This window comes from Streptomyces nogalater (genome assembly GCF_039532885.1).
Taxonomy (GTDB): domain Bacteria; phylum Actinomycetota; class Actinomycetes; order Streptomycetales; family Streptomycetaceae; genus Streptomyces; species Streptomyces nogalater.
This window is the reverse complement of sequence record NZ_BAAASM010000030.1, coordinates 168,825-186,001: the sequence shown is the minus strand read 5'-3', so window position 1 is coordinate 186,001 and position 17,177 is coordinate 168,825. Positions and strand designations below refer to the sequence as shown.

The 17,177-nt window shown below is 73.7% G+C and carries 17 protein-coding genes; 4 read left to right on the top strand and 13 right to left on the bottom strand.

Annotated features, from left to right (window positions below; translation table 11 throughout):
• The first annotated feature begins 445 nt into the window (after nt 1–445).
• Nucleotides 446–961 (top strand): GNAT family N-acetyltransferase, encoded by a 516-nt coding sequence (locus ABD350_RS20580; RefSeq protein ID WP_344349675.1) that lies wholly within the window; start codon nt 446–448, stop codon nt 959–961.
• Nucleotides 962–1,037: 76 nt separating this feature from the next.
• Here the strand turns inward: ABD350_RS20580 and ABD350_RS20575 are convergent, their stop codons facing one another.
• The 5 genes from ABD350_RS20575 to ABD350_RS20555 form a co-directional block, all read right to left on the bottom strand.
• Nucleotides 1,038–1,379, bottom strand: a complete 342-nt coding sequence (locus ABD350_RS20575) for a hypothetical protein (protein ID WP_344349674.1) — start codon at nt 1,377–1,379, stop codon at nt 1,038–1,040.
• A 28-nt stretch (nt 1,380–1,407) separates the two neighbouring features.
• Nucleotides 1,408–1,743 carry a hypothetical protein gene (locus ABD350_RS20570; RefSeq protein ID WP_344349673.1) on the bottom strand — a complete coding sequence of 112 codons (336 nt, stop codon included), beginning with the start codon at nt 1,741–1,743 and terminating at the stop codon, nt 1,408–1,410.
• A gap of 115 nt (nt 1,744–1,858) precedes the next feature.
• On the bottom strand, nt 1,859–2,653 hold the full coding sequence (locus ABD350_RS20565; RefSeq protein WP_344349672.1) for a DJ-1/PfpI family protein: 795 nt from the start codon (nt 2,651–2,653) through the stop codon (nt 1,859–1,861).
• Nucleotides 2,601–3,653 carry a GlxA family transcriptional regulator gene (locus ABD350_RS20560; RefSeq protein ID WP_344349671.1) on the bottom strand — a complete coding sequence of 351 codons (1,053 nt, stop codon included), beginning with the start codon at nt 3,651–3,653 and terminating at the stop codon, nt 2,601–2,603. The genes ABD350_RS20565 and ABD350_RS20560 overlap by 53 nt, the downstream gene beginning before the upstream one ends.
• 31 nt (nt 3,654–3,684) lie before the next feature.
• Entirely contained in the window at nt 3,685–4,140 is a 456-nt protein-coding gene (locus ABD350_RS20555) for a hypothetical protein (protein ID WP_344349670.1), read from the bottom strand.
• Between the two features lie 122 nt (nt 4,141–4,262).
• Here ABD350_RS20555 and ABD350_RS20550 point away from each other — a divergent pair, with 122 nt between their 5' ends.
• The 3 genes from ABD350_RS20550 to ABD350_RS20540 all read left to right on the top strand — a co-directional run bounded on the left by ABD350_RS20550 (nt 4,263) and on the right by ABD350_RS20540 (nt 6,830).
• On the top strand, nt 4,263–4,685 hold the full coding sequence (locus ABD350_RS20550; RefSeq protein ID WP_344349669.1) for a cold-shock protein: 423 nt from the start codon (nt 4,263–4,265) through the stop codon (nt 4,683–4,685).
• A gap of 143 nt (nt 4,686–4,828) precedes the next feature.
• Nucleotides 4,829–5,461, top strand: a complete 633-nt coding sequence (locus ABD350_RS20545) for a TetR/AcrR family transcriptional regulator (protein WP_344349668.1) — start codon at nt 4,829–4,831, stop codon at nt 5,459–5,461.
• Nucleotides 5,462–5,783: 322 nt separating this feature from the next.
• Nucleotides 5,784–6,830, top strand: coding sequence for an amidohydrolase family protein (locus ABD350_RS20540; protein WP_344349667.1), 1,047 nt, complete (start codon nt 5,784–5,786; stop codon nt 6,828–6,830).
• A gap of 124 nt (nt 6,831–6,954) precedes the next feature.
• On the opposite strand, the gene ABD350_RS20535 is transcribed toward ABD350_RS20540, so the two are convergent.
• The 8 genes from ABD350_RS20535 to ABD350_RS20500 all read right to left on the bottom strand — a co-directional run bounded on the left by ABD350_RS20535 (nt 6,955) and on the right by ABD350_RS20500 (nt 17,169).
• Nucleotides 6,955–7,509 (bottom strand): SRPBCC domain-containing protein, encoded by a 555-nt coding sequence (locus ABD350_RS20535; protein WP_344349666.1) that lies wholly within the window; start codon nt 7,507–7,509, stop codon nt 6,955–6,957.
• Nucleotides 7,510–7,553: 44 nt separating this feature from the next.
• Nucleotides 7,554–8,363 (bottom strand): LytR/AlgR family response regulator transcription factor, encoded by an 810-nt coding sequence (locus ABD350_RS20530; RefSeq protein WP_344349665.1) that lies wholly within the window; start codon nt 8,361–8,363, stop codon nt 7,554–7,556.
• A gap of 116 nt (nt 8,364–8,479) precedes the next feature.
• On the bottom strand, nt 8,480–9,349 hold the full coding sequence (locus ABD350_RS20525) for a carbohydrate ABC transporter permease (RefSeq protein ID WP_344349664.1): 870 nt from the start codon (nt 9,347–9,349) through the stop codon (nt 8,480–8,482).
• Nucleotides 9,346–10,305 carry a carbohydrate ABC transporter permease gene (locus tag ABD350_RS20520; protein WP_344349663.1) on the bottom strand — a complete coding sequence of 320 codons (960 nt, stop codon included), beginning with the start codon at nt 10,303–10,305 and terminating at the stop codon, nt 9,346–9,348. Before ABD350_RS20520 ends, ABD350_RS20525 begins: the two co-directional genes overlap by 4 nt.
• Nucleotides 10,299–11,621 (bottom strand): ABC transporter substrate-binding protein, encoded by a 1,323-nt coding sequence (locus ABD350_RS20515; protein WP_344349661.1) that lies wholly within the window; start codon nt 11,619–11,621, stop codon nt 10,299–10,301. Before ABD350_RS20515 ends, ABD350_RS20520 begins: the two co-directional genes overlap by 7 nt.
• The gene (locus tag ABD350_RS20510) at nt 11,618–12,589 is read right to left on the bottom strand and encodes a GNAT family N-acetyltransferase (RefSeq protein WP_344349659.1); all 972 of its coding nucleotides are present in this window, start codon (nt 12,587–12,589) and stop codon (nt 11,618–11,620) included. The genes ABD350_RS20515 and ABD350_RS20510 overlap by 4 nt, the downstream gene beginning before the upstream one ends.
• 93 nt (nt 12,590–12,682) lie before the next feature.
• Nucleotides 12,683–15,052, bottom strand: coding sequence for a glycoside hydrolase family 65 protein (locus ABD350_RS20505; RefSeq protein WP_344349658.1), 2,370 nt, complete (start codon nt 15,050–15,052; stop codon nt 12,683–12,685).
• Nucleotides 15,053–15,054: 2 nt separating this feature from the next.
• Nucleotides 15,055–17,169, bottom strand: a complete 2,115-nt coding sequence (locus tag ABD350_RS20500) for a xanthine dehydrogenase family protein molybdopterin-binding subunit (protein WP_344349657.1) — start codon at nt 17,167–17,169, stop codon at nt 15,055–15,057.
• Nucleotides 17,170–17,177 lie beyond the last annotated feature (8 nt).

Genomic DNA, 17,177 nt, shown 5'->3' with positions numbered 1-17,177 from the left:
TATGCGGGCCGCCCCCTGGTGTGTCTGCTCACGGGCCTGACCGACGGCAACCACGCCGAGGCGTTCGACTCCGTTCGGCGCGTCTTCGACCCCTCCGACCGGGCCTTCCACCCGCATCGCCCGGGACTCCCTCGCGGCGGACGGCCTGTCCAATCAACGAAATAGGCCAGCGATGGTAACCGTCGCCGCGGACGATCGGCGCCCACCTCTACCGCATCTTCCCGAAGCTCGGTATCACCTCACGTGGTCAGCTGAGGGAGAAGCTGGACGCGAATTGAGCACGCCGAGGAAGCGCGTGCTATGTTCACGCCGGCGCGGGAGGCGCGTGATCACGGGGCGGGGAGGTTGATGAATATGGCTGCCGTAGGCCGGCTTCAGCATGCCCTCGTCCGGCCCGCGCGTCCCTAGAGCGCGGTCCGGTCGTTCCCACGACCAGGAGTGACACATGACTTCCTCCACCGCATCGGACCGCATCCAGCTGACCACCGATCGCCTCGTCCTGCGGCCCTGGACCATGGCCGAGGCCGCCGCCGTCCTCGACGGCACCAGGTCGCCCCGCTGGGCGGACGACTTCCCCGCCGAAGGGGACCGTGTCATCGCGGCCCTCTTCGAGCGGCATCCCGCCTGGCTCGGCGCATACGGCCACCGTCTGATCATCGAGCGCGACGGCGGCTCGGTGGTGGGCTCGATCGGCCTGTTCTGGCCGCCCACCGGGGGAACCCTCGAAATCGGCTACGGCATCGTGGCCTCCCGCCGTGGCCGGGGCTACGCCCCCGAGGCCGCCCGGGCTCTCGCGGAGTTCGCCCTCACCGCGCCGGACGTGCACACCGTGACCGCCGACGTGGAGTTGTCGAACCCGTCCTCGATCCGGGTATTGGAGAAGGCCGGCTTCCAGCGGTGGGCCACCGACGAGAGCGTGGCCCGGTTCGGGCTCAAGAGTTCGGACCACGACCGGCGCTGACCCCCGGCGGCGAACCCCGCCCGCGAGCCCCGCCAGGTGTGTCCTGGCGGGGCTCGCGATTCGCTGTCCGTATCACTCAGCGAGGCAGCCGGGACAGCATCCGCGCGAGGTCGTCCGGGAACTCGGACATGTGCGATCCGGCGCAGTAACCCACGGTGCAGGCCGCGGAGACCAGCTCCATCGCCGAGTACTCGCCGCTCGACAGCATCTTGGCGCACATGCCGAGGGGGACCACGAAGTCCGCTTGCGCTTCGTCCGTCAGCGAATCGAGCAGGCCGGATTCCTCCGAGAGCACCAGCTCCACGATCGAACTCAGAGCCCCTGCCAGTTCGGCGACGTCGACACCACGAGCGAGGTCGGCCATGTCCTCGTACTCTGCGAAGCCGAATCGGTTGACCCGGAGGTGTTCTCTGCCCACGTCAATTTTCACCGCCCTGAATGGCCCCTCATTGGCCGCTCCCCTCACCCGCGAGCAGGGCCCGGAGGCGCCGGACCTCTTCCACAAGGCGCGGCACAGCCTCCCGCGCCATGGCGATGAAGGCCGCGTTCTCGTCCCAGCGTTCGTCGCCGGAATCGACGTACCGCGGATGCTGAACCAATGTCGCGGCGATGATGTCTCGATGATCGAAGTTCGGCCACCTCTCGGCGGCACCAGTGTCGGGAGCCGTGCTCACCGCCACGAGATTCATGGCGGCGTCATCGTCCAAGGTCCTGACGAACCAAGGCGCCGGAGTGGCCGCAGAGCACAACTCCTCGATCTCATCGAGTTCCTCTTCACGCATGTGGCCACCTTCCACCAGCCTGTTTACCCGGTACGGGGCGCCCCGCAACCGTGACCGCTGCCGGTCCGAGCAACGCTACGGGCCCGGGGTTCGCAGGGGCGGCCGGGCCCCCTCCCTACGCCTGGGACTCCTCCAGGAGCTTCAGGGCCCTTTCCTTCAGCTGCGCGTCGGCCCGGGTGGCGTTGCCGGAGTCGTAGGGGGGCCGGGGGTCGTATTCGACGGCGAGTTGGATCGCCTTCGCGGTGTCGGTTCCGGCGAGGAGGGACGACAGGTACAGGGCCATGTCGATGCCCGCCGACACCCCGGCCGCGGTGATGATCTTTCCGGAGTGCACGTAGCGGCGGGGCAGGTAGGTCACGTCGAACGTGGACTCCAGGTATTCGGCGGCGGCCCAATAGGTCGTCGCCTGCCGTCCGTCCAGCAGTCCCGCGGCGGCCAGGACGATGCTTCCGGTGCACACCGAGGTCGTCCACCGGGTGTGCCGGTGGATCCGGCGGATCCAGTCCAGGAGCGCCGGGTTGTTCATCGCGGCCCCGGTGCCGCGGTTGCCCGCGCCGGGGACGAGGAGGACGTCGAGGCGGTCCACCTCGTCGAGGGAGCGCTCGGCGACCACGGCCACGTCCCCGGTGTCCGTGCGGACCGCGCCGCGCCGCTCGGCGATCATGGTCACGGTGGCGCCGGGCAGCCGGGACAGGACCTCCGCGGGGCCGGTGGGGTCCAGCAGGCTGAAGCCGTCGTAGAGGAGGATGCCGATCTTTGGGCCGTCGCCGGCCGGCGGCGCTGCGTGTGCCGTTCCGGCGGGGGCCGCCGTGGTGGCCGCGAGGGCGGCGGTGGCGACGGTCCCGCGCAGGACGGTCCTACGGGTCGTCGAGTGCCGCGTGCTGTGCGCTGTGCGCGTGCTGTCGGTCATGTCCCGGAGTCTGCTGCCCGGGGGCGGCAAGCGGCGCCGGCATGTCCGGCATCCTGCGCATCGTGTCCCCCGTGACCCCGTAGTGGTCCAGGAACGCCTGCCGCAGGGTCTGTGCCGACCCGAACCCGCAGCGGCGGGCGATCGCCGCCAGCGGAAGCCCGCTGGACCGCGCCAGCTGCGCCGCCGCCTCGGTACGCGCCACCCGCACCGCCCGGGCCGGAGTCGTACCGAGGTGGGCGGTGAACAGGCGGGTCAGATGGCGGGTGCTGATCCCCGCGCGGCGGGCCAGGACGGCGGGGGCCAGGTCCTCGGTCAGATGGCCGAAGACGTAGCCCATCAGATCCCGGACCAGTCGGTCCTGGGGTGGCGGGGCGGCCAGGAACACCGATATCTGCGCCTGGTCGGCGGGGCGGTGCACAAGGGTGACGAGTTCCCGGGCGACGGCGCGGGCCAGCGTGGGCCCGTGGTCGTCCTCGATCAGCGACAGGGTCAGGTCCAGCGCGCTGGTGACCCCGGCGGAGGTGTAGACATTGCCGTCACGGATGCAGAGGGGGCCCACGTCCACGGCCACGGCGGGGTACCGCTCGGCGAGCCGTTCGCCCCACCCCCAGTGCGTCGTCACCCGTCTGTGGTCCAGCAGGCCGGCCGCGGCCAGCACATAGGCGCCCGTGCAGACGGAGGCCACCCGTCGGCTGCGGGCGGCCAGCCGGCGCACCTGTGCCAGGAGCGCCTCGTCCGCCGCCGCGTCCTCGCATCCGACGCCGCCCACGACGATCAGCGTGTCCACGAAGCCCGTGACCGTCTTGAGGTCCTGCCCGGCGCCCACCAGGATCCCCGCAGAACTGCGGGCGGCCCGGCGGCCCAGGGTCGCCAGTTCGACGAGGTACGGCGGCGCCGCGCCGTAGCGGTTGGCGATGTCCAAGGCGCTGCTCGGACAGGCGATGTCGAGGATCTGCGCGTTGTCGTAGGCGACGATGAGAACGCGCCTGCGGCCGTCCATGTCTCCGTACCCCCGCAACGGCCCGGGCGCGCTAGCGACGGACGCCGCGGGCGAGCCAGGCGGTCGGGCCGGGGAACGGGACCACTTCCTTGTACGTCTCGTCGCCGGGCAGCGGGACGACGAGCCACTGCCCGGGCGGGAACAGCCGGCTCTTGGTGAAGGCCAGTCCGCCGTAGACGGACCGGAGGAAGGCGGGGACGGCATCGCGGGGGACGTCGTGGAACTCCACACCCTCGACGGTGATCTTCGCGTCGTCCTCGGGGAAGAGCCGGACGCTCACCGACGGCGGGCCCGCCAGTTCCACGAACGCCTCGTGCGGCAGCGAGCCGTCGGGGTCGGACGCGGTGAAGAGCGGGGCCGAGGTACGGCGCGAGGTGCGGTCCGCCCCGATGTCGTCGGTGACCGATATCGACAGCCGGAATTCCTCCGCCAGCGCGCGTATCGCGGTGACCGCGGACGCGGTGGTCGGCAGGTGTGCGTGCTCCATGGCCTCGATCATGCCCGACGGGGAGGGCCGCCGGGCGGCGGTGGTACGCGGCTACCATCCGTAGACGGTTTCCGGGGACACCTCCCGGATGGTGTGTGGTTTCGAGGAGTTGGGGGTTCCGCATGGTCGCGGGTCGTGTCGTCCGTTTCGACAGTTCGCGCGGTTACGGGTTCGTCGCGCCGGAAGGCGGCGGAGAGGATGTCTTCCTGCACGTGAACGATCTGCTGATCCCCGAGGAGTACCTGCGCCCGGGGCTGGTCGTGGAATTCGACGTGGAGGACGGCGAGCGGGGGCCGAAGGCGTCGAACATCCGGCTCGCCGAGGGCGTCGAGCCCGGCCCGCCGCGGCGGCCGGGCGCGGTATCGCGGCCGTTGCCGGACGAGTCCGGCCAGCCGCTGTGCGACGTGCTCAGTGCCGCGGAGTACCGGCGGGAGGTGACGGAGCTGCTGCTGAACGCGAGCCCGCTGCTGACCGCGGAGCAGATCCTCGGCATCCGCGCCGCGCTGGTGAAGTTCAGCGAGAGCCACGGCTGGATCGAGGACTGATCCCCGGCCGGCCCGGCCGTTCCGTGGCGGGGCCGGCCGCCCGTCCCGCGACTTGCTGTAATGCCTGCTCCAATTGGAGCAGGCATTACGGTAAGATCGGCGCCCGACAGGGTCAAGAGCGGGGCGACGGAAGGGTCTTCTGCATGACCGGGCCGCGGACGAGTGGCAAGAAGCGCGCCAACGGCGTGGAGTCGCGGCAGCGGATTCTCGACGCGGCGGTGGCCATCGCGGGCGAACGCGGGTACGACGGCACGTCGATCGCGGCGGTCAGCGCCCGCTGCGGATTGCCGGCCAGCTCGATCTACTGGCACTTCAGGGACAAGGACGACCTGATCGCCGCGGTCATCGAGCGCAGTTTCGAGACCTGGCTCGCGGCCGTCGAACTGCCGGGCGAGGAAGCCGGCACCCCCCTGGACCGGGCCATGATCATGGCGGCGAACGTGGCCAAGTCCCTGGTGAACGAGCCGGACTTCCTGCGTCTCGGTCTCATGCTCGCCCTGGAGCGGCGGCCCGAGGAGCCCCGGAGCCGGACGGTGTTCTTCCAGGTCCGCCACATCGCTCGGCAGCGGATCGAGGAAGTCGTCCGGTTCGTGCTGCCCCAGCTGGACGAGGACGCGGTGCGCCTCCTCACCACCTACGCCATCGCCGGGGCCGACGGACTCTTCGTCCAGCGGGAGTTCAACGGCGACAGCGTCGATCTGGTGGAGATGTTCCAGTTCCACGCCCGGCTGGTGTACGAGACGGGCGTCCGCATGGCGGCGGAGCGCGCCCGATGACCCCGGCCGGCCGGCAACGCGGCGCGTCCGCCCCGCCGTCGAGCGGGGGCGCGGGGCGCGTGTGCCCCGGCCGGTTCCGGTGCGCACGGCCGGGGCGTCCCATGTCCGCCGGACGTCCCCACCGGTTACGGCGGCGCCCCGGACCTCGGTGGGCGGACATCACCCGGCGTCCCGACCGCCGCGCCCGCCGCCGGCGCCGGCCGGGCCCGTCGAGGCGCGCCCCGGCCGTCCCGGCCCGGTGCCGGTGGCGTCCGGCGGGGCACCGCCGCCCACCCGTGCCGTCCGGAAATCCATCCCCGAGAGAGAGTCAGCAGGTCACCGCATGCCCGCCGCACTTCGTCGGATCGACGTCCACCAGCACGTCACACCGCCCTTCTACGGCGCCCTGCTCGCCCAGGCGGGCATCGCCGAGGCGGGTGGCCGCACCCTGCCCGACTGGAACCCGGGGGCGGCGCTGGAGTCGATGGACCTGCTGGGCACCGCCACGGCGATGGTGTCCGTCTCCACGCCCGGCACCGGCTTCCTCACCGACCCGGCCGAGGCCGCGGGCCTGGCCCGGCGGCTCAACGACTTCTCCGCCGCCCTGGCCGCCGACCACCCCGGCCGCTTCGGCTGGTTCGCCACCCTGCCCATGCCGGACGCCGAGGCGGCCGTGAACGAGGCCCGCCGGGCGCTGCTCTCGCTGGGCGCGGACGGGGTCACCCTGCTCGCCAACACCCAGGGCGTCTACCTCGGCTCGCCCGGCCAGGACGCGCTGTGGCGGTGCCTGGACGAGCACGGCGCGGTGGTGTTCGTCCACCCGGCCGAGCTGCCGGCGCCGGCGATCAAGGACATCCCGCCGTTCGCCGCCGACTTCCTGCTCGACACCACCCGCGCCGCCTACCTCCTGGTGCGGGGCGGCATCGTGCGGGACTTCCCGAACATCCGGTTCGTGCTGAGCCACGGCGGCGGCTTCGTGCCGTACGCCTCGCACCGCATGGCCGTCACCATCGCGAACGACACCGGGCGCTGCCCGCTGGACGTGCTGGACGACTTCCAGTCCTTCTACTTCGACACCGCGCTCTCCTCCAGTCCGGCGGCCCTGCCCACCCTGCTGGGCTTCGCCCGCCCCGGGCACGTCCTGTTCGGCAGCGACTGGCCGTTCGCGCCCACCGCAGCCGGGCAGTACTTCGCCGCCGGTCTGGACACCCATGTGGACGCCGACACCCTGACCGCCGTCAGCCGCACCAACGCCGAGGCGCTCTTCCCCCGCCTGGCGGGCAGGCCGCCCGCGGCGCCGGCCCGGCCCCTGACCGCGCGCCTGCGGCAGTCCGTGCACCGGGCCGGTGCCCGGCTCGCCTTCAAGCTGGTCCAGCCCGGCGCCGACTGAAGGCCGCGGGCGGTGGTGACGCCCCGCGGCGAGGGCCGCACCGGTTCGCCGACCGTGGCCGGGGACGGGGAGGCGGGGCGGGGGCGAACCCCATCCGTCCTACGGCCGTCCGGCGGCGGCGCGGCTACGGCGCCGGGCGGTGTGCGAGGCCGAGGTGGCGGTCCGGATCGACCACCGTGGACAGGCCGTTGAGCAGCAGGCGGGTGCCGCCGCGCAGATGGGCGGCGTCCTGGTCGCCGTCTCCGGTGGGCACGAGCCAGGTGTACTGCTCGGTCCAGGTCAGGCGGCAGCCGGTGGGCTCGTCGGTGAGTTCGACGGTGACGAGGGAGATCCAGCGGCGGGCGCCGTCGACCTCGGCCTCGTAGACGTAGACGATCCGGGTGTCCGGGACGATGTCCAGGAAGCGGGAGCGGTAGGCGAGATGTTCCTCGGTGTCGCCCAGGACGAAGACGTTGCGGGCGCTCTCCCCGCCGCCGGTCCGGAAGTCCAGGTGGTGCTCGGCGGTGCCGGAGGGGCCGGGGAGCCGGAACCAGCGGCTGCGCAGGGAGGGGTCGGCGAAGCCGCGGAAGACCTCGGCGCGGGTCACCGTGAAGTCCTTCTCGACCGAGAACGAGCCGTGCCGTGCGGGGAACACCGGGGGGCCGTCCGTCTCCGCCCGGGTGAGGTGACCTGCGTCCATGGGGCCCAACTTAACACCGGGGCCCGGTGGTTGACCGGCCGGTGTCAGCGTGCCCGGCCCGTCGCGCGGCCGGTCAGCAGGTCGCGCAGGTCGCGGGCGTTGCGGCGGCTGACGGCGAGCGTCCGGTCACCGATCCGGACCGTCAGGTTCCCGCCCTCCACGCGCAGTTCCTCGATGCGGCCGAGGGCGACCAGCCGGCTGCGGTGGATCCGTACGAAGCCGTGCGCGCGCCACTGCTCCTCCAGTGTGGACAGCGGGATCCGCACCAGATGGCTGCCCTCGCCGGTGTGCAGCCGGGCGTAATCGCCCTGTGCCTCGACATGGGTGATGTCGGCGAGGGGCACGAACCGGGTCACCCCGCCGAGTTCCACGGGCACATGGCCGCCGGGGGCGGGTGCGGTGGGCGCGGGCGCCAAGGGCGCGGCCGGGCGGGGTCCCTGGCCGGCCCGGACCAGTTCGGCGACGCGCCGTACGGCCTCGGCGAAGCGCTCCTTGCGCAGCGGTTTGAGCAGGTAGTCCACCGCCTTGAGGTCGAAGGCGCGCACGGCGAAGTCCTCGTAGGCGGTGACGAAGACGACCATCGGCGGCGCGGTGAACCCGCCCAGGGTGCGTGCCAGTTCGAGGCCGCTCAGGCCGGGCATGCCGATGTCGAGGAAGACGACGTCGAAGCCCTCCGGGCCGTCCGGGTCCCGTGTCAGGGCGTCGCCGAGCCTGCGCAGCGCCTCCGTGGCCTCCCGCGCGGGCACGGCCGTGCCGACCCGGGGGTCCTCGCCCAGCAGGTACAGCAGTTCGTCGAGCGCGGGTCGTTCGTCGTCCACGGCCAGGACGCGCAAGGGCGCGCCGGTCACCCCCATGTCCGCACCGCTCCTCCCGTCCTCGGCCGCTCCCCCATGGTGGTCCGGCCGGTCGCCGCCGTCGAGATCGCGGACGGCGGTGTGTCCGGGCCGTGATGCGCGAGGCGCACGATTCGTTATTTGAGGCCGCTGAGCATGACGCCGCGGATGTAGTGCTTCTGCAGCAGCAGGAACAGGACCAGCACCGGCAGGACGCTCAGGACGAGACCGGCCATGACGACGGGCATCGTGCGGGCCGGGTCGACGTGGTCCCGCAGCAGCTGGACGCCGACCGGCAGGGTCATCAGGTCCGGGTTGGCGGTCGAGACGAGCAGCGCCCAGATGTACTCGTTCCAGGCGTCGACGAAGGTCAGCAGCCCGAGGGTGACCAGGACCGGCCTGGTCTGCGGCAGCACGATCCGCCACCACACCGTGAACTCGCCGGCCCCGTCGATACGGGCGGCCTCCAGGACCTCGTCGGGCAGGGACAGCATGAACTGGCGGGTCAGGAAGATCCCGAAGCCGTTGACCAGGAACGGCACGGCGAGGGCCGCGATGCTGACGGTCAGGCCCGCGCCGCCGCGCCCGAACAGGTCGTTGCCGCCCGCCAGCGGCCAGTGCACCAGGATCAGGAAGCGCGGGATGAGGAAGAGGAACGGCGGGAACATCATGGTCGACAGCACCAGCCGGAAGACGAGATCCCGGCCGGGGAAGCGGAGCTTGGCCAGCGCGTAGCCCGCGAGCGACGAGGTGAGCAGCACCGACGCGGTGATCACGGCGGTGACGACGACGCTGTTGCGGAAGAGCACCGGAAGGTTCAGCTGGTGGAGTGCCGCCCGGTAGTTGGACAGCGCGAACGCCTTCGGCAGGAACCGGTACGGCAGTGTGCCCGCCTCTCCAGGCCCCTTGAAGGACGTCATCACCATGTCCAGGAACGGCACCACCGTGAGTACGGCGCCGGTCACCACGACCAGGTACGAAAGCCACGGGAGGCGGCGCCGCGTCACGCGTCCTCCCCCGCCCGCCGGAAGATCCACAGCTGGGCCAGGGTGACCACGAGGACCACGGCGAACAGCACGAACGCGGCGGCGCTCGCCGTGCCCCAGTCGCCGTAGTCGAAGGCCCGCCGGTACATCTCCAGCGCGGCCACGTTGGTGGCGTCGCCCGGGCCGCCCCGGGTCATCACGGTGATCAGCGCGAAGGACTGCAGGCCGGTGAGGAACTGGGTGACGCACACGAACAGCAGGGACGGCCGCAGCAGCGGCAGGGTGATGCACCGGAAGACGGTGCCGGGGCCGGCGCCGTCCAGCGCGGCGGCCTCGTGGTAGGAGGCGGGGATGGACTTCAGCCCGGCGGTCAGCACGAGGATCGCCGAGCCGAGGGAGGCCCAGGCCTGGACGGCCACGACCGAGGGCAGCGCGGTGTCCGGGTCCTGGAGGAAGGCCACCGAGCCGAGTCCGAGGGCGTTGAGGACGCCGTTGGCCAGGCCGCCCGGCTCGTACATGTACTTCCAGACGTTGCCGACGGCGACGACGGTCGTGACGATCGGCAGGAAGTACAGGGTGCGCCACAGTCCCTGGAACCGCAGCCGGTCGACGCACGTGGCGACGACCACCGAGCCCGTGAGGGCCAGAGCGACGGTGCCGAGCGCGAACAGCAGCGTGTTGGTGAGGACCGGGACCAGGAACGTCGACCCGCCGGTGAAGAGGGCGCCGAAGTTGTCCGGGCCCACCGGGTCGATGGCGCCGAGGTCGAACCCGGTCCAGTGGGAGACCGACAGCAGCAGCGCGAAGCCGAGCGGCAGGAGCAGGAAGACCGCGAAGAACAGCAGTGCCGGGGCCAGGAAGAGGTAGGCGACGGCCGTCTGGCGGTGCCGGGCCCGGCGGCGGCCGTGGCCGGCGGGCCCGGCGGGTGCCGGGCCCGGTGCCCGCTCGGGCGTCTGCGGGGTCAGGACGTTCACCATGACCGGGACACCTCCTGGTCGACCTGGCGGCGGGTGGTGCGCAGCGCCTCCTCGACCGACCGCCGGCCGGTCCACAGCGCCTCGATGTTCTTGCGCAGCAGCGTCTTGGCCCGGGCCGCGCCCGGCCCGTTCGGCTCCGGCACGGCGTAGTCCAGGGCGTCCAGGAACGGGCGCAGGTTCGGGTCGCCGCCCGTGCCGAGGAGCGCGCGCATGTCGTCGGCGCGGGCGGTGAGCGAGCCGACGGACACCTGCAGGGCGCTCATCCGGGTGGCCGCCGTGCCGTTCCCCGCGGTGACCCGGTCGGCGTTGAGCCAGCGCAGGAACTCCCAGGCCTCGCGCGGGTGCCGGCTGGCCGTGTTGACGCCCAGCATGAAGCCGGTGGCGAGGGTGGCGGGGCGGGCGCCCGGCGCGGGGACGGGCACGGGGGCGACGCCCACGTCCCGGTAGCCGCCGCCCATCAGGGGCCGCAGGCTCCCGGTCCACCAGCCGGCGCCGACCACCATGGCCACCCGTCCGGACGGGAAGGCCTGGTAGACGTTGACGGCCGGGGCGCTCGCCCCGCGGGCGACGAGCCGGTGCTCCAGGGCGAGCACGGCGCGGCCGGCCGGCGAGTCGATGGCGGTGGACCGGCCGTCGGGGGTGACGAAGCGTCCGCCGGCGGCGTGCAGCAGGGCGAGGGTCTGGCCGACGGTGGTGGCGTCGTCGTTCGCCGACAGCCCGAACCCCTGGACGAGGGGGTTGCCGTACCGGTCGCGTCGGGTGGTGCGGTAGGCGGCCTCCTCCAGCTCCGGCCAGGTGGCCGGCGGGCCGTCGACGCCGGCCTCGCGCAGCAGCCGCCGGTTGTAGTAGAGGGCGTACGTCTGGGCCTCGGTGGGATAGCCGTAGACCGTGCCGTCCACGGTCACGGCGCCGACGGCGGCCTCGCCCCAGTCGCGCCGGATCCGCTCGGCGTGCTCGGGCGGCGCGGGCCGCAGTACTCCGGCGCGCACCAGCTGGCCGTTCCACAGGCAGTACGGGTGGAGGATGTCGGCGCCCTGGCCGGCGGCCTGCCGGACCATGAACGTGGTCAGCAGGTCGGTGAACTCGACGGCCTTGGTGCGTACCTTGACCCGGTCGTGGGTGGCGTTCCACTCGTCGACCGGGCCCTGGAGTGCCCGGTGGAGCGCGCCGCTCGCGTAGTGGGTCAGCAGGGTGAGGACGACGGGGTCGCCGGGCCGTCCGGTGCCCCGGTGCGGGGCGGCGCAGCCTGCGGCGAGCAGTGCCGAGGGCAGGGCGAGCGCGATGTGGCGGCGGCTCGGTCCGCGGGGCGGCGTCACCGGGCGGCCTCGCGGCGCAGCACCCGGAACACCCGGGTCGTGGTGAAGCCGGCCGCGCGGTACAGACGGCCCGCCGGGGAGTCCTCGCCGGTCCACAGGAACCACGCGCCGTGCGCGCCGCGCGCCCGCATCCGCTCCAGGACCAGGTGGAGCAGGACCTTGCCGACTCCGCTGCCGCGCAGTTCCTCGCGCACCCCGAAGGGCCCGAACCGCTCGGCCGCCTGCTCGTACGCCCCGTGCATGGCCCAGCCGGCCAGGCGGCCCGAGGGGTCGCGGGCGACGACGATCCGGTCCAGCGAGGTGCCGGCGGCGCAGCAGGCGCGGATGGCGCGGGCCCAGTCGGCGTCGAAGCGGCTCCCGGCGAGCGCGATGAGGTCCACGAGGTCGTCGTCGGCCGGGGTGGCGAACCGGTAGCCGCGTGCCGTCAGGTCGTCCCGGCGGCGGGCGATCTCGTCCGGGAGGCGGTAGCCGACCAGGCTCCGGTCCATCGCCGCCGCCTCGTACAGCGTGCGGAAGCCCAGCGAGGCGAGGAGCCCGGCCGCTTCCGGGTAGGTCGCGGTGTCCAGGCCGGGCAGGAGGTAGTTCGGTGTGTACGACGCGAAGTCCACCCGGGTGCGGCCGTGGCCGTGCAGCCAGTCGAGGGCGTCGGTCAGCAGCCGTCGGCCGAGGCCGCGTCCGCGGGCGGCCGGGTCGACGAAGAAGAACGGGATCCAGCCCTGCTCGGGCTCCAGGTCGGTGCCGGACTGGGGGACCAGCCGGCGCACCGCGTAGGCGGCGCCGGCGACCCGGCCGCCGGACACGGCGAGGCGGAGCCCTTCCGGGTCGAAGTTGGCGTCGAGCAGGACCAGGGAGCGGAACCGGTCGGGGGTGAGGGGGTCGGCCGGCGCGCTGCGGCACCACGTCTCGACCACCTCCGGTCCGTCACCCGTGCGGAAGCCTCGGAGCACGGCCCCGTCGTGCTGGCTCATCCTGTGCCCCCGTCTGCCGGCGACCTCTCGAAACGGTGGCTGGAAATCTACTGCTCCGTCCGGGATTGTCGAGCCGGACGCGCCCGGGACGGCTCAGTCCGGCAGCACCAGCCGGGCCGTCTCCCCCGGGCCGACCGGCACCACCCGGTCGCGCAGCCGGATGTCGATGGGTGAGCGGTCGGAGGCCGGTACGGCGATCTCCAGCAGGCCGCTGCGCAGCCGCAGCCGCACGCCCCAGTGGCCGTGGTAGCGCAGGGAGAAGCCGTAGGAGGACAGCTCGGGCAGCGGGACGGGGTCGAGGCACAGGCCGCCGCGGGTCTCCAGGCCGGTCAGTCCGCGCTGGACGAGGTCGAGGGTGCCGGCCATCGCGCCGAGGTGGACGCCCTCGCCGGTGGTGCCGCCCTGGAGGTCGGCGATGTCGCCGCGCAGCGCCTCCTGGACGAACCGCCAGGCGTCGGCGCGGCGGGCGCGGGCCAGGATCCAGCCGTGGACCAGGCCGCTGAGGGTGGAGCCGTGGCTGGTGCGGTGCAGATAGTGGTCGACGGTCGCGGTCCAGGTGTGCTCGTCCAGCCGGTGTCCCAGCCGCTGGAACAGGCCGCGCAGTTCGCCGGGCGAGAAGAGGTAGCCGAGCATCAGGACGTCGGCCTGCTTGGACGCCTTGTAGCGGTTGACGGTGTCGCCCTCGGCCTCCAGGATCCGGTCCAGGCGCCGGATGTCGTCGTAGCGCTTGCGGTAGCCGTGCCAGTCCAGTTCGGTCAGGTCGGCGTAGCCGTCGAACTGGCTGACCACCCCGTCGTGGAAGGGGATGTGCAGCCGCCGGGAGACCTGTTCCCAGCGGGCGGGCTCGTCCTCGGCCAGGCCGGAGTACTCGGTCAGTTCGCGGCGGCGCGGTTCGGGCAGGCCGGCCAGCAGTTCCAGGGCGCGGCCGAGCACCCAGGCGGCGGTGACGTTGGTGTAGGCGTTGTCGTCCAGGCCGGGGCGGGCGGCGCCGGGGTAGGCGTCGTGGTACTCGTCGGGGCCGACCACGCCCCGGATGCGGTAGCGGCCGAGGTGGTCGTCCCAGACGGCCGAGTCCGCCCAGAAGCGGGCGATCTGGAGCAGCATCTCGGCGCCCTCGCCGTGCCGGAAATCGGTGTCGCCGGTCGCCTCGCAGTAGTGCCAGATGTTGTACGCCACGGCGGAGCCGACGTGGTGCTGGAGCCGGGAGTGGTCCGGCAGCCAGCGGCCGGAGCGCGGGTTGAGGTGCAGTTGCTGGGTCTCCTCGCGGCCGTCGCTGCCGCTCTGCCAGGGGTAGAGCGCGCCGCGCCGGCCGAGCGCGGCGGCGGCGTGGCAGGCGGCGTCCAGCCGGCGGTGGCGGTAGTGGAGCAGGGCCCGGGAGACCTCGGGCAGGTGCAGGTTGAGGTAGGGCAGGACGAAGAGTTCGTCCCAGAAGACATGGCCCCGGTAGGCCTCGCCGTGCAGGCCCCGGGCGGGCACGCCCACGTCCAGGTCGGCGGTGTGCGGGGAGAGGGTCTGCAGCACGTGGAACAGGTGCAGGCGCAGGATGCTGCCCGCCTCGCCGGGCACGTCGAGCGCGGTGCGCCGCCACAGCTGCTGCCAGGCCGTGCGGTGGGCCTTCAGCAACTGATCGAACGGGGGCGCGGCGGCGGTCCGGTCCAGGGCCGCGCGCAGCGGGTCGCTGATGGCGGGGTCGTGGGAGGTGTGCAGGGCGACGGTCTTGTCCACGGTGGCCGTCCGGCCGGGCGAAAGGCGCAGCCGGAGCCGCTGGACGGCGCGGCGGGTCTCGTCGGCGTGGCGGACCGGTGCCCCGGCGGTGAGCCGGGCGGCCAGGCCGAAGCCGATGTCGGAGGTGCGGGTGCGGCAACGCAGCCAGACGGTGCCGGGTGCGGCGGCGGCGCCGGCTTCGACGCGGGTGAGGTGGCGGCCGTCCAGCTCGCGGTAGCGGGCGACACCGCAGTTGGTGACGCGCCCGTCGAGCGCGGCCTCCACGTCCAGGTCGAGGGGGCCGCCCTCGGCGGTGAACTCGGTGCGCAGCGCGGCGAGATGGGGGTCGGCGAGGTGGACCAGGCGGAGCTGCCCGACGAGCAGGCCGGCGCCGGCGCCGAGCGGGTAGCGGGTACGGCGCTCCAGGGTCCCGGGGCCGAGGTGGAGGACCTGGTGGTGCTCGGTGACCGGGGCGGTGTCCGGGGTGAGCCAGTCGCCGCCGGCCGGGCGGAAGCGCAGCGGCAGCCAGTTGGGCAGGTTGACCATGTCCTCGTTCTCGACCCGGCGACCGGCGACCTCGGAGGTGAGCCGGTTGTAGCAGCCGGCCGCGTAGGTGCCGGGGTAGTGGATGTCGTCGGCGGTGCACTCGGGCAGCGCGCCGCGGGTGGCGAAGTAGCCGTTGCCGAGGGTGCACAGGGATTCCCGCAGGCGTTCCTCGCCGGGCCGGTAGCCGTCGTACTCCCAGGTGGGCCCGGTCACCGTCACCCCTCGGACAGCAGGCCGGACAGGATCCGGTCGGGGGTGAGGGGGAGTTCGCGGAAGCGGATGCCGGTGGCGTGGTGGACGGCGTTGCCGAGGGCGGCGGCGGTGCCGACGATGCCGATCTCGCCGATGCCCTTGCTGCCCATGGGGTTGAGGTGGGGGTCGTCCTCCTCGATCCAGTGGGCCTCGATGTCGGGGACGTCGGCGTGCACGGGCACGTGGTAGGAGGCGAGGTCGGCCTCGGGGAAGTCGCCGAACGCCGCGTCCAGGGTGCTGTGTTCGGTCAGGGCCATGCCGAGGCCCATGACCATGCCGCCGGTGAACTGGGAGCGCGCGGTGCGGGCGTTGAGGATGCGGCCGGCGGCGTAGACGCCGAGCAGCCGGCGGACCCGGATCTCGCCGGTGACGGTGTCGACGGCGACCTCGGCGAAGTGGGCGCCGAACGCGTGCTGGGCGTAGGGGCCCTCGGCGCCGGCCTTCCCGGTGGTGTCCGCGCGGGTCTCGATCCCGTCGGCGGGCAGCGGCCCGGGGTGTGCGGCCAGCCGGGAGGCGAGTTCGGCGCAGGCGTCGTGGACGGCCCAGCCCCAGGAGGCGGTGCCCATGGAGCCGCCGGCCAGCGGGGCCGGGGGCAGGTCGCTGTGGCCGACCTCGATGCGCACCCGGTCCAAAGGCACCCTCAGGGCGTCGGCGGCCACCTGGGCGAGGACGGTACGGGCGCCGGTGCCGATGTCGGTGGCGTTGGTCCGGACGGTGAAGGTGCCGTCGGGCAGGGCGCGGGCGGCGGCCGTGGACGGGGCGGTCTGGGCGGGGTAGGTGGCGGCGGCCACGCCGGTGCCGAGCAGCAGCGGGCCCTCGCGGCGGACGCCGGGGCGCGGGTCGCGGCCGGCCCAGCCGAAGCGGCGGGCGCCCTCGCGCAGGCACTCCACGAGGTGCCGGCTGCTGAAGGGTTTGCCGCTGCCGGGCTCCTCGTGCGGCTCGTTGCGTACGCGTAGCTCCACCGGGTCCGTGCCGAGGGCGTGGGCGAGTTCGTCCACGGCGGACTCCAGTGCGTACATGCCGGGTGCCTCGCCGGGGGCGCGCATCCAGGACGGGCCGGGGATGTCGAGCGGGACGGCCCGGTGGGTGCTGAGCAGGGCCGGGGTGGCGTACATGACGCGGGAGGGCACCGCGGCGTGTTCCACGAACTCGCGCACCCGGGAGGTGGGGGTGGTGACCTCGTGCAGCAGGGCGGTGAGCCGTCCGTCGGGGGTCGCGCCGAGCCGCAGCCGCTGCACGGTGGCGGCGCGGTGGCCGACGGTGGTGGGCAGGTACCGGCGGGGGTAGGCCACGGTGACGGGGCGGCCGGTGTGGCGGGCGGCCAGGGCGGCGAGGACGACGTCGGGGCGGGGGGTGCCCTTGGAGCCGAAGCCGCCGCCGACGTGCTCGGAGACGACGGTGATGTGGTCCTCGGGCAGATGGAACATCCCGGCGAGCACGGACCGCACGGTCGTGCCGCCCTGGGTGGAGGAGTACACGGTGAGCCGGTCGCCGTCCCAGTGGGCGGTGCCGGCGTGCGGCTCCATGGGGTGGTTGTGCAGCGGGGGGATCCGGTAGGTGACGTCGACGCGGACCTCGGCGGCGGCGAAGGCGGCCTCGGGGTCGCCGTGTTCCAGCCGGCCGGGGTGGCCGCCGGCCTCCTGGGGTTCGTAGGCGTCCGGGTGGCCCGGGTCGAGGGCGGTGTCGTGGGGCTCGGGGGCGTAGTCGACGCGGACGGCGCGGGCGGCGGCGCGGGCGGTCTCCAGGGTGTCGGCGACGGCGAGGGCCACGCACCAGCCGCGGTGCGGCACCTCGGGGCCGCGCAGCACGGCGAGGGTGCCGTCCTCGGGGTCGCCGAGCCCGGCCGCGGCGCCGGGGGTGAGGACGGCGAGGACGCCGGGCAGGGCGAGGGCCGCGGAGGTGTCGACGGCGGTGACCCGGCCGCGGGCGATCGCGGCGGGTACGGGCCAGGCGTGGGCGCGGCCGGGCAGGGTGTGCTCGGCGGCGTATCGGGCGGCGCCGGTGACCTTCTGGCGTCCCTCGCGGCGCTCGGCGGGGGCGCCCAGGGCGGTACCGGTCGTGCCGGTCGTACCGGTCATGGGGTCCT

Bases quoted from the DNA above. Each gene is read 5' to 3' on its own strand.
- ABD350_RS20535 (WP_344349666.1), bottom strand. From the start codon at position 7,509: ATGGACGCAGGTCACCTCACCCGGGCGGAGACGGACGGCCCCCCGGTG.
- ABD350_RS20550 (WP_344349669.1), top strand. From the start codon at position 4,263: ATGGTCGCGGGTCGTGTCGTCCGTTTCGACAGTTCGCGCGGTTACGGG.
- ABD350_RS20540 (WP_344349667.1), top strand. From the start codon at position 5,784: ATGCCCGCCGCACTTCGTCGGATCGACGTCCACCAGCACGTCACACCG.
- ABD350_RS20565 (WP_344349672.1), bottom strand. From the start codon at position 2,653: ATGACCGACAGCACGCGCACAGCGCACAGCACGCGGCACTCGACGACC.
- ABD350_RS20520 (WP_344349663.1), bottom strand. From the start codon at position 10,305: ATGGTGAACGTCCTGACCCCGCAGACGCCCGAGCGGGCACCGGGCCCG.
- ABD350_RS20560 (WP_344349671.1), bottom strand. From the start codon at position 3,653: ATGGACGGCCGCAGGCGCGTTCTCATCGTCGCCTACGACAACGCGCAG.
- ABD350_RS20580 (WP_344349675.1), top strand. From the start codon at position 446: ATGACTTCCTCCACCGCATCGGACCGCATCCAGCTGACCACCGATCGC.
- ABD350_RS20530 (WP_344349665.1), bottom strand. From the start codon at position 8,363: ATGGGGGTGACCGGCGCGCCCTTGCGCGTCCTGGCCGTGGACGACGAA.
- ABD350_RS20570 (WP_344349673.1), bottom strand. From the start codon at position 1,743: ATGCGTGAAGAGGAACTCGATGAGATCGAGGAGTTGTGCTCTGCGGCC.
- ABD350_RS20510 (WP_344349659.1), bottom strand. From the start codon at position 12,589: ATGAGCCAGCACGACGGGGCCGTGCTCCGAGGCTTCCGCACGGGTGAC.
- ABD350_RS20545 (WP_344349668.1), top strand. From the start codon at position 4,829: ATGACCGGGCCGCGGACGAGTGGCAAGAAGCGCGCCAACGGCGTGGAG.
- ABD350_RS20500 (WP_344349657.1), bottom strand. From the start codon at position 17,169: ATGACCGGTACGACCGGCACGACCGGTACCGCCCTGGGCGCCCCCGCC.
- ABD350_RS20555 (WP_344349670.1), bottom strand. From the start codon at position 4,140: ATGGAGCACGCACACCTGCCGACCACCGCGTCCGCGGTCACCGCGATA.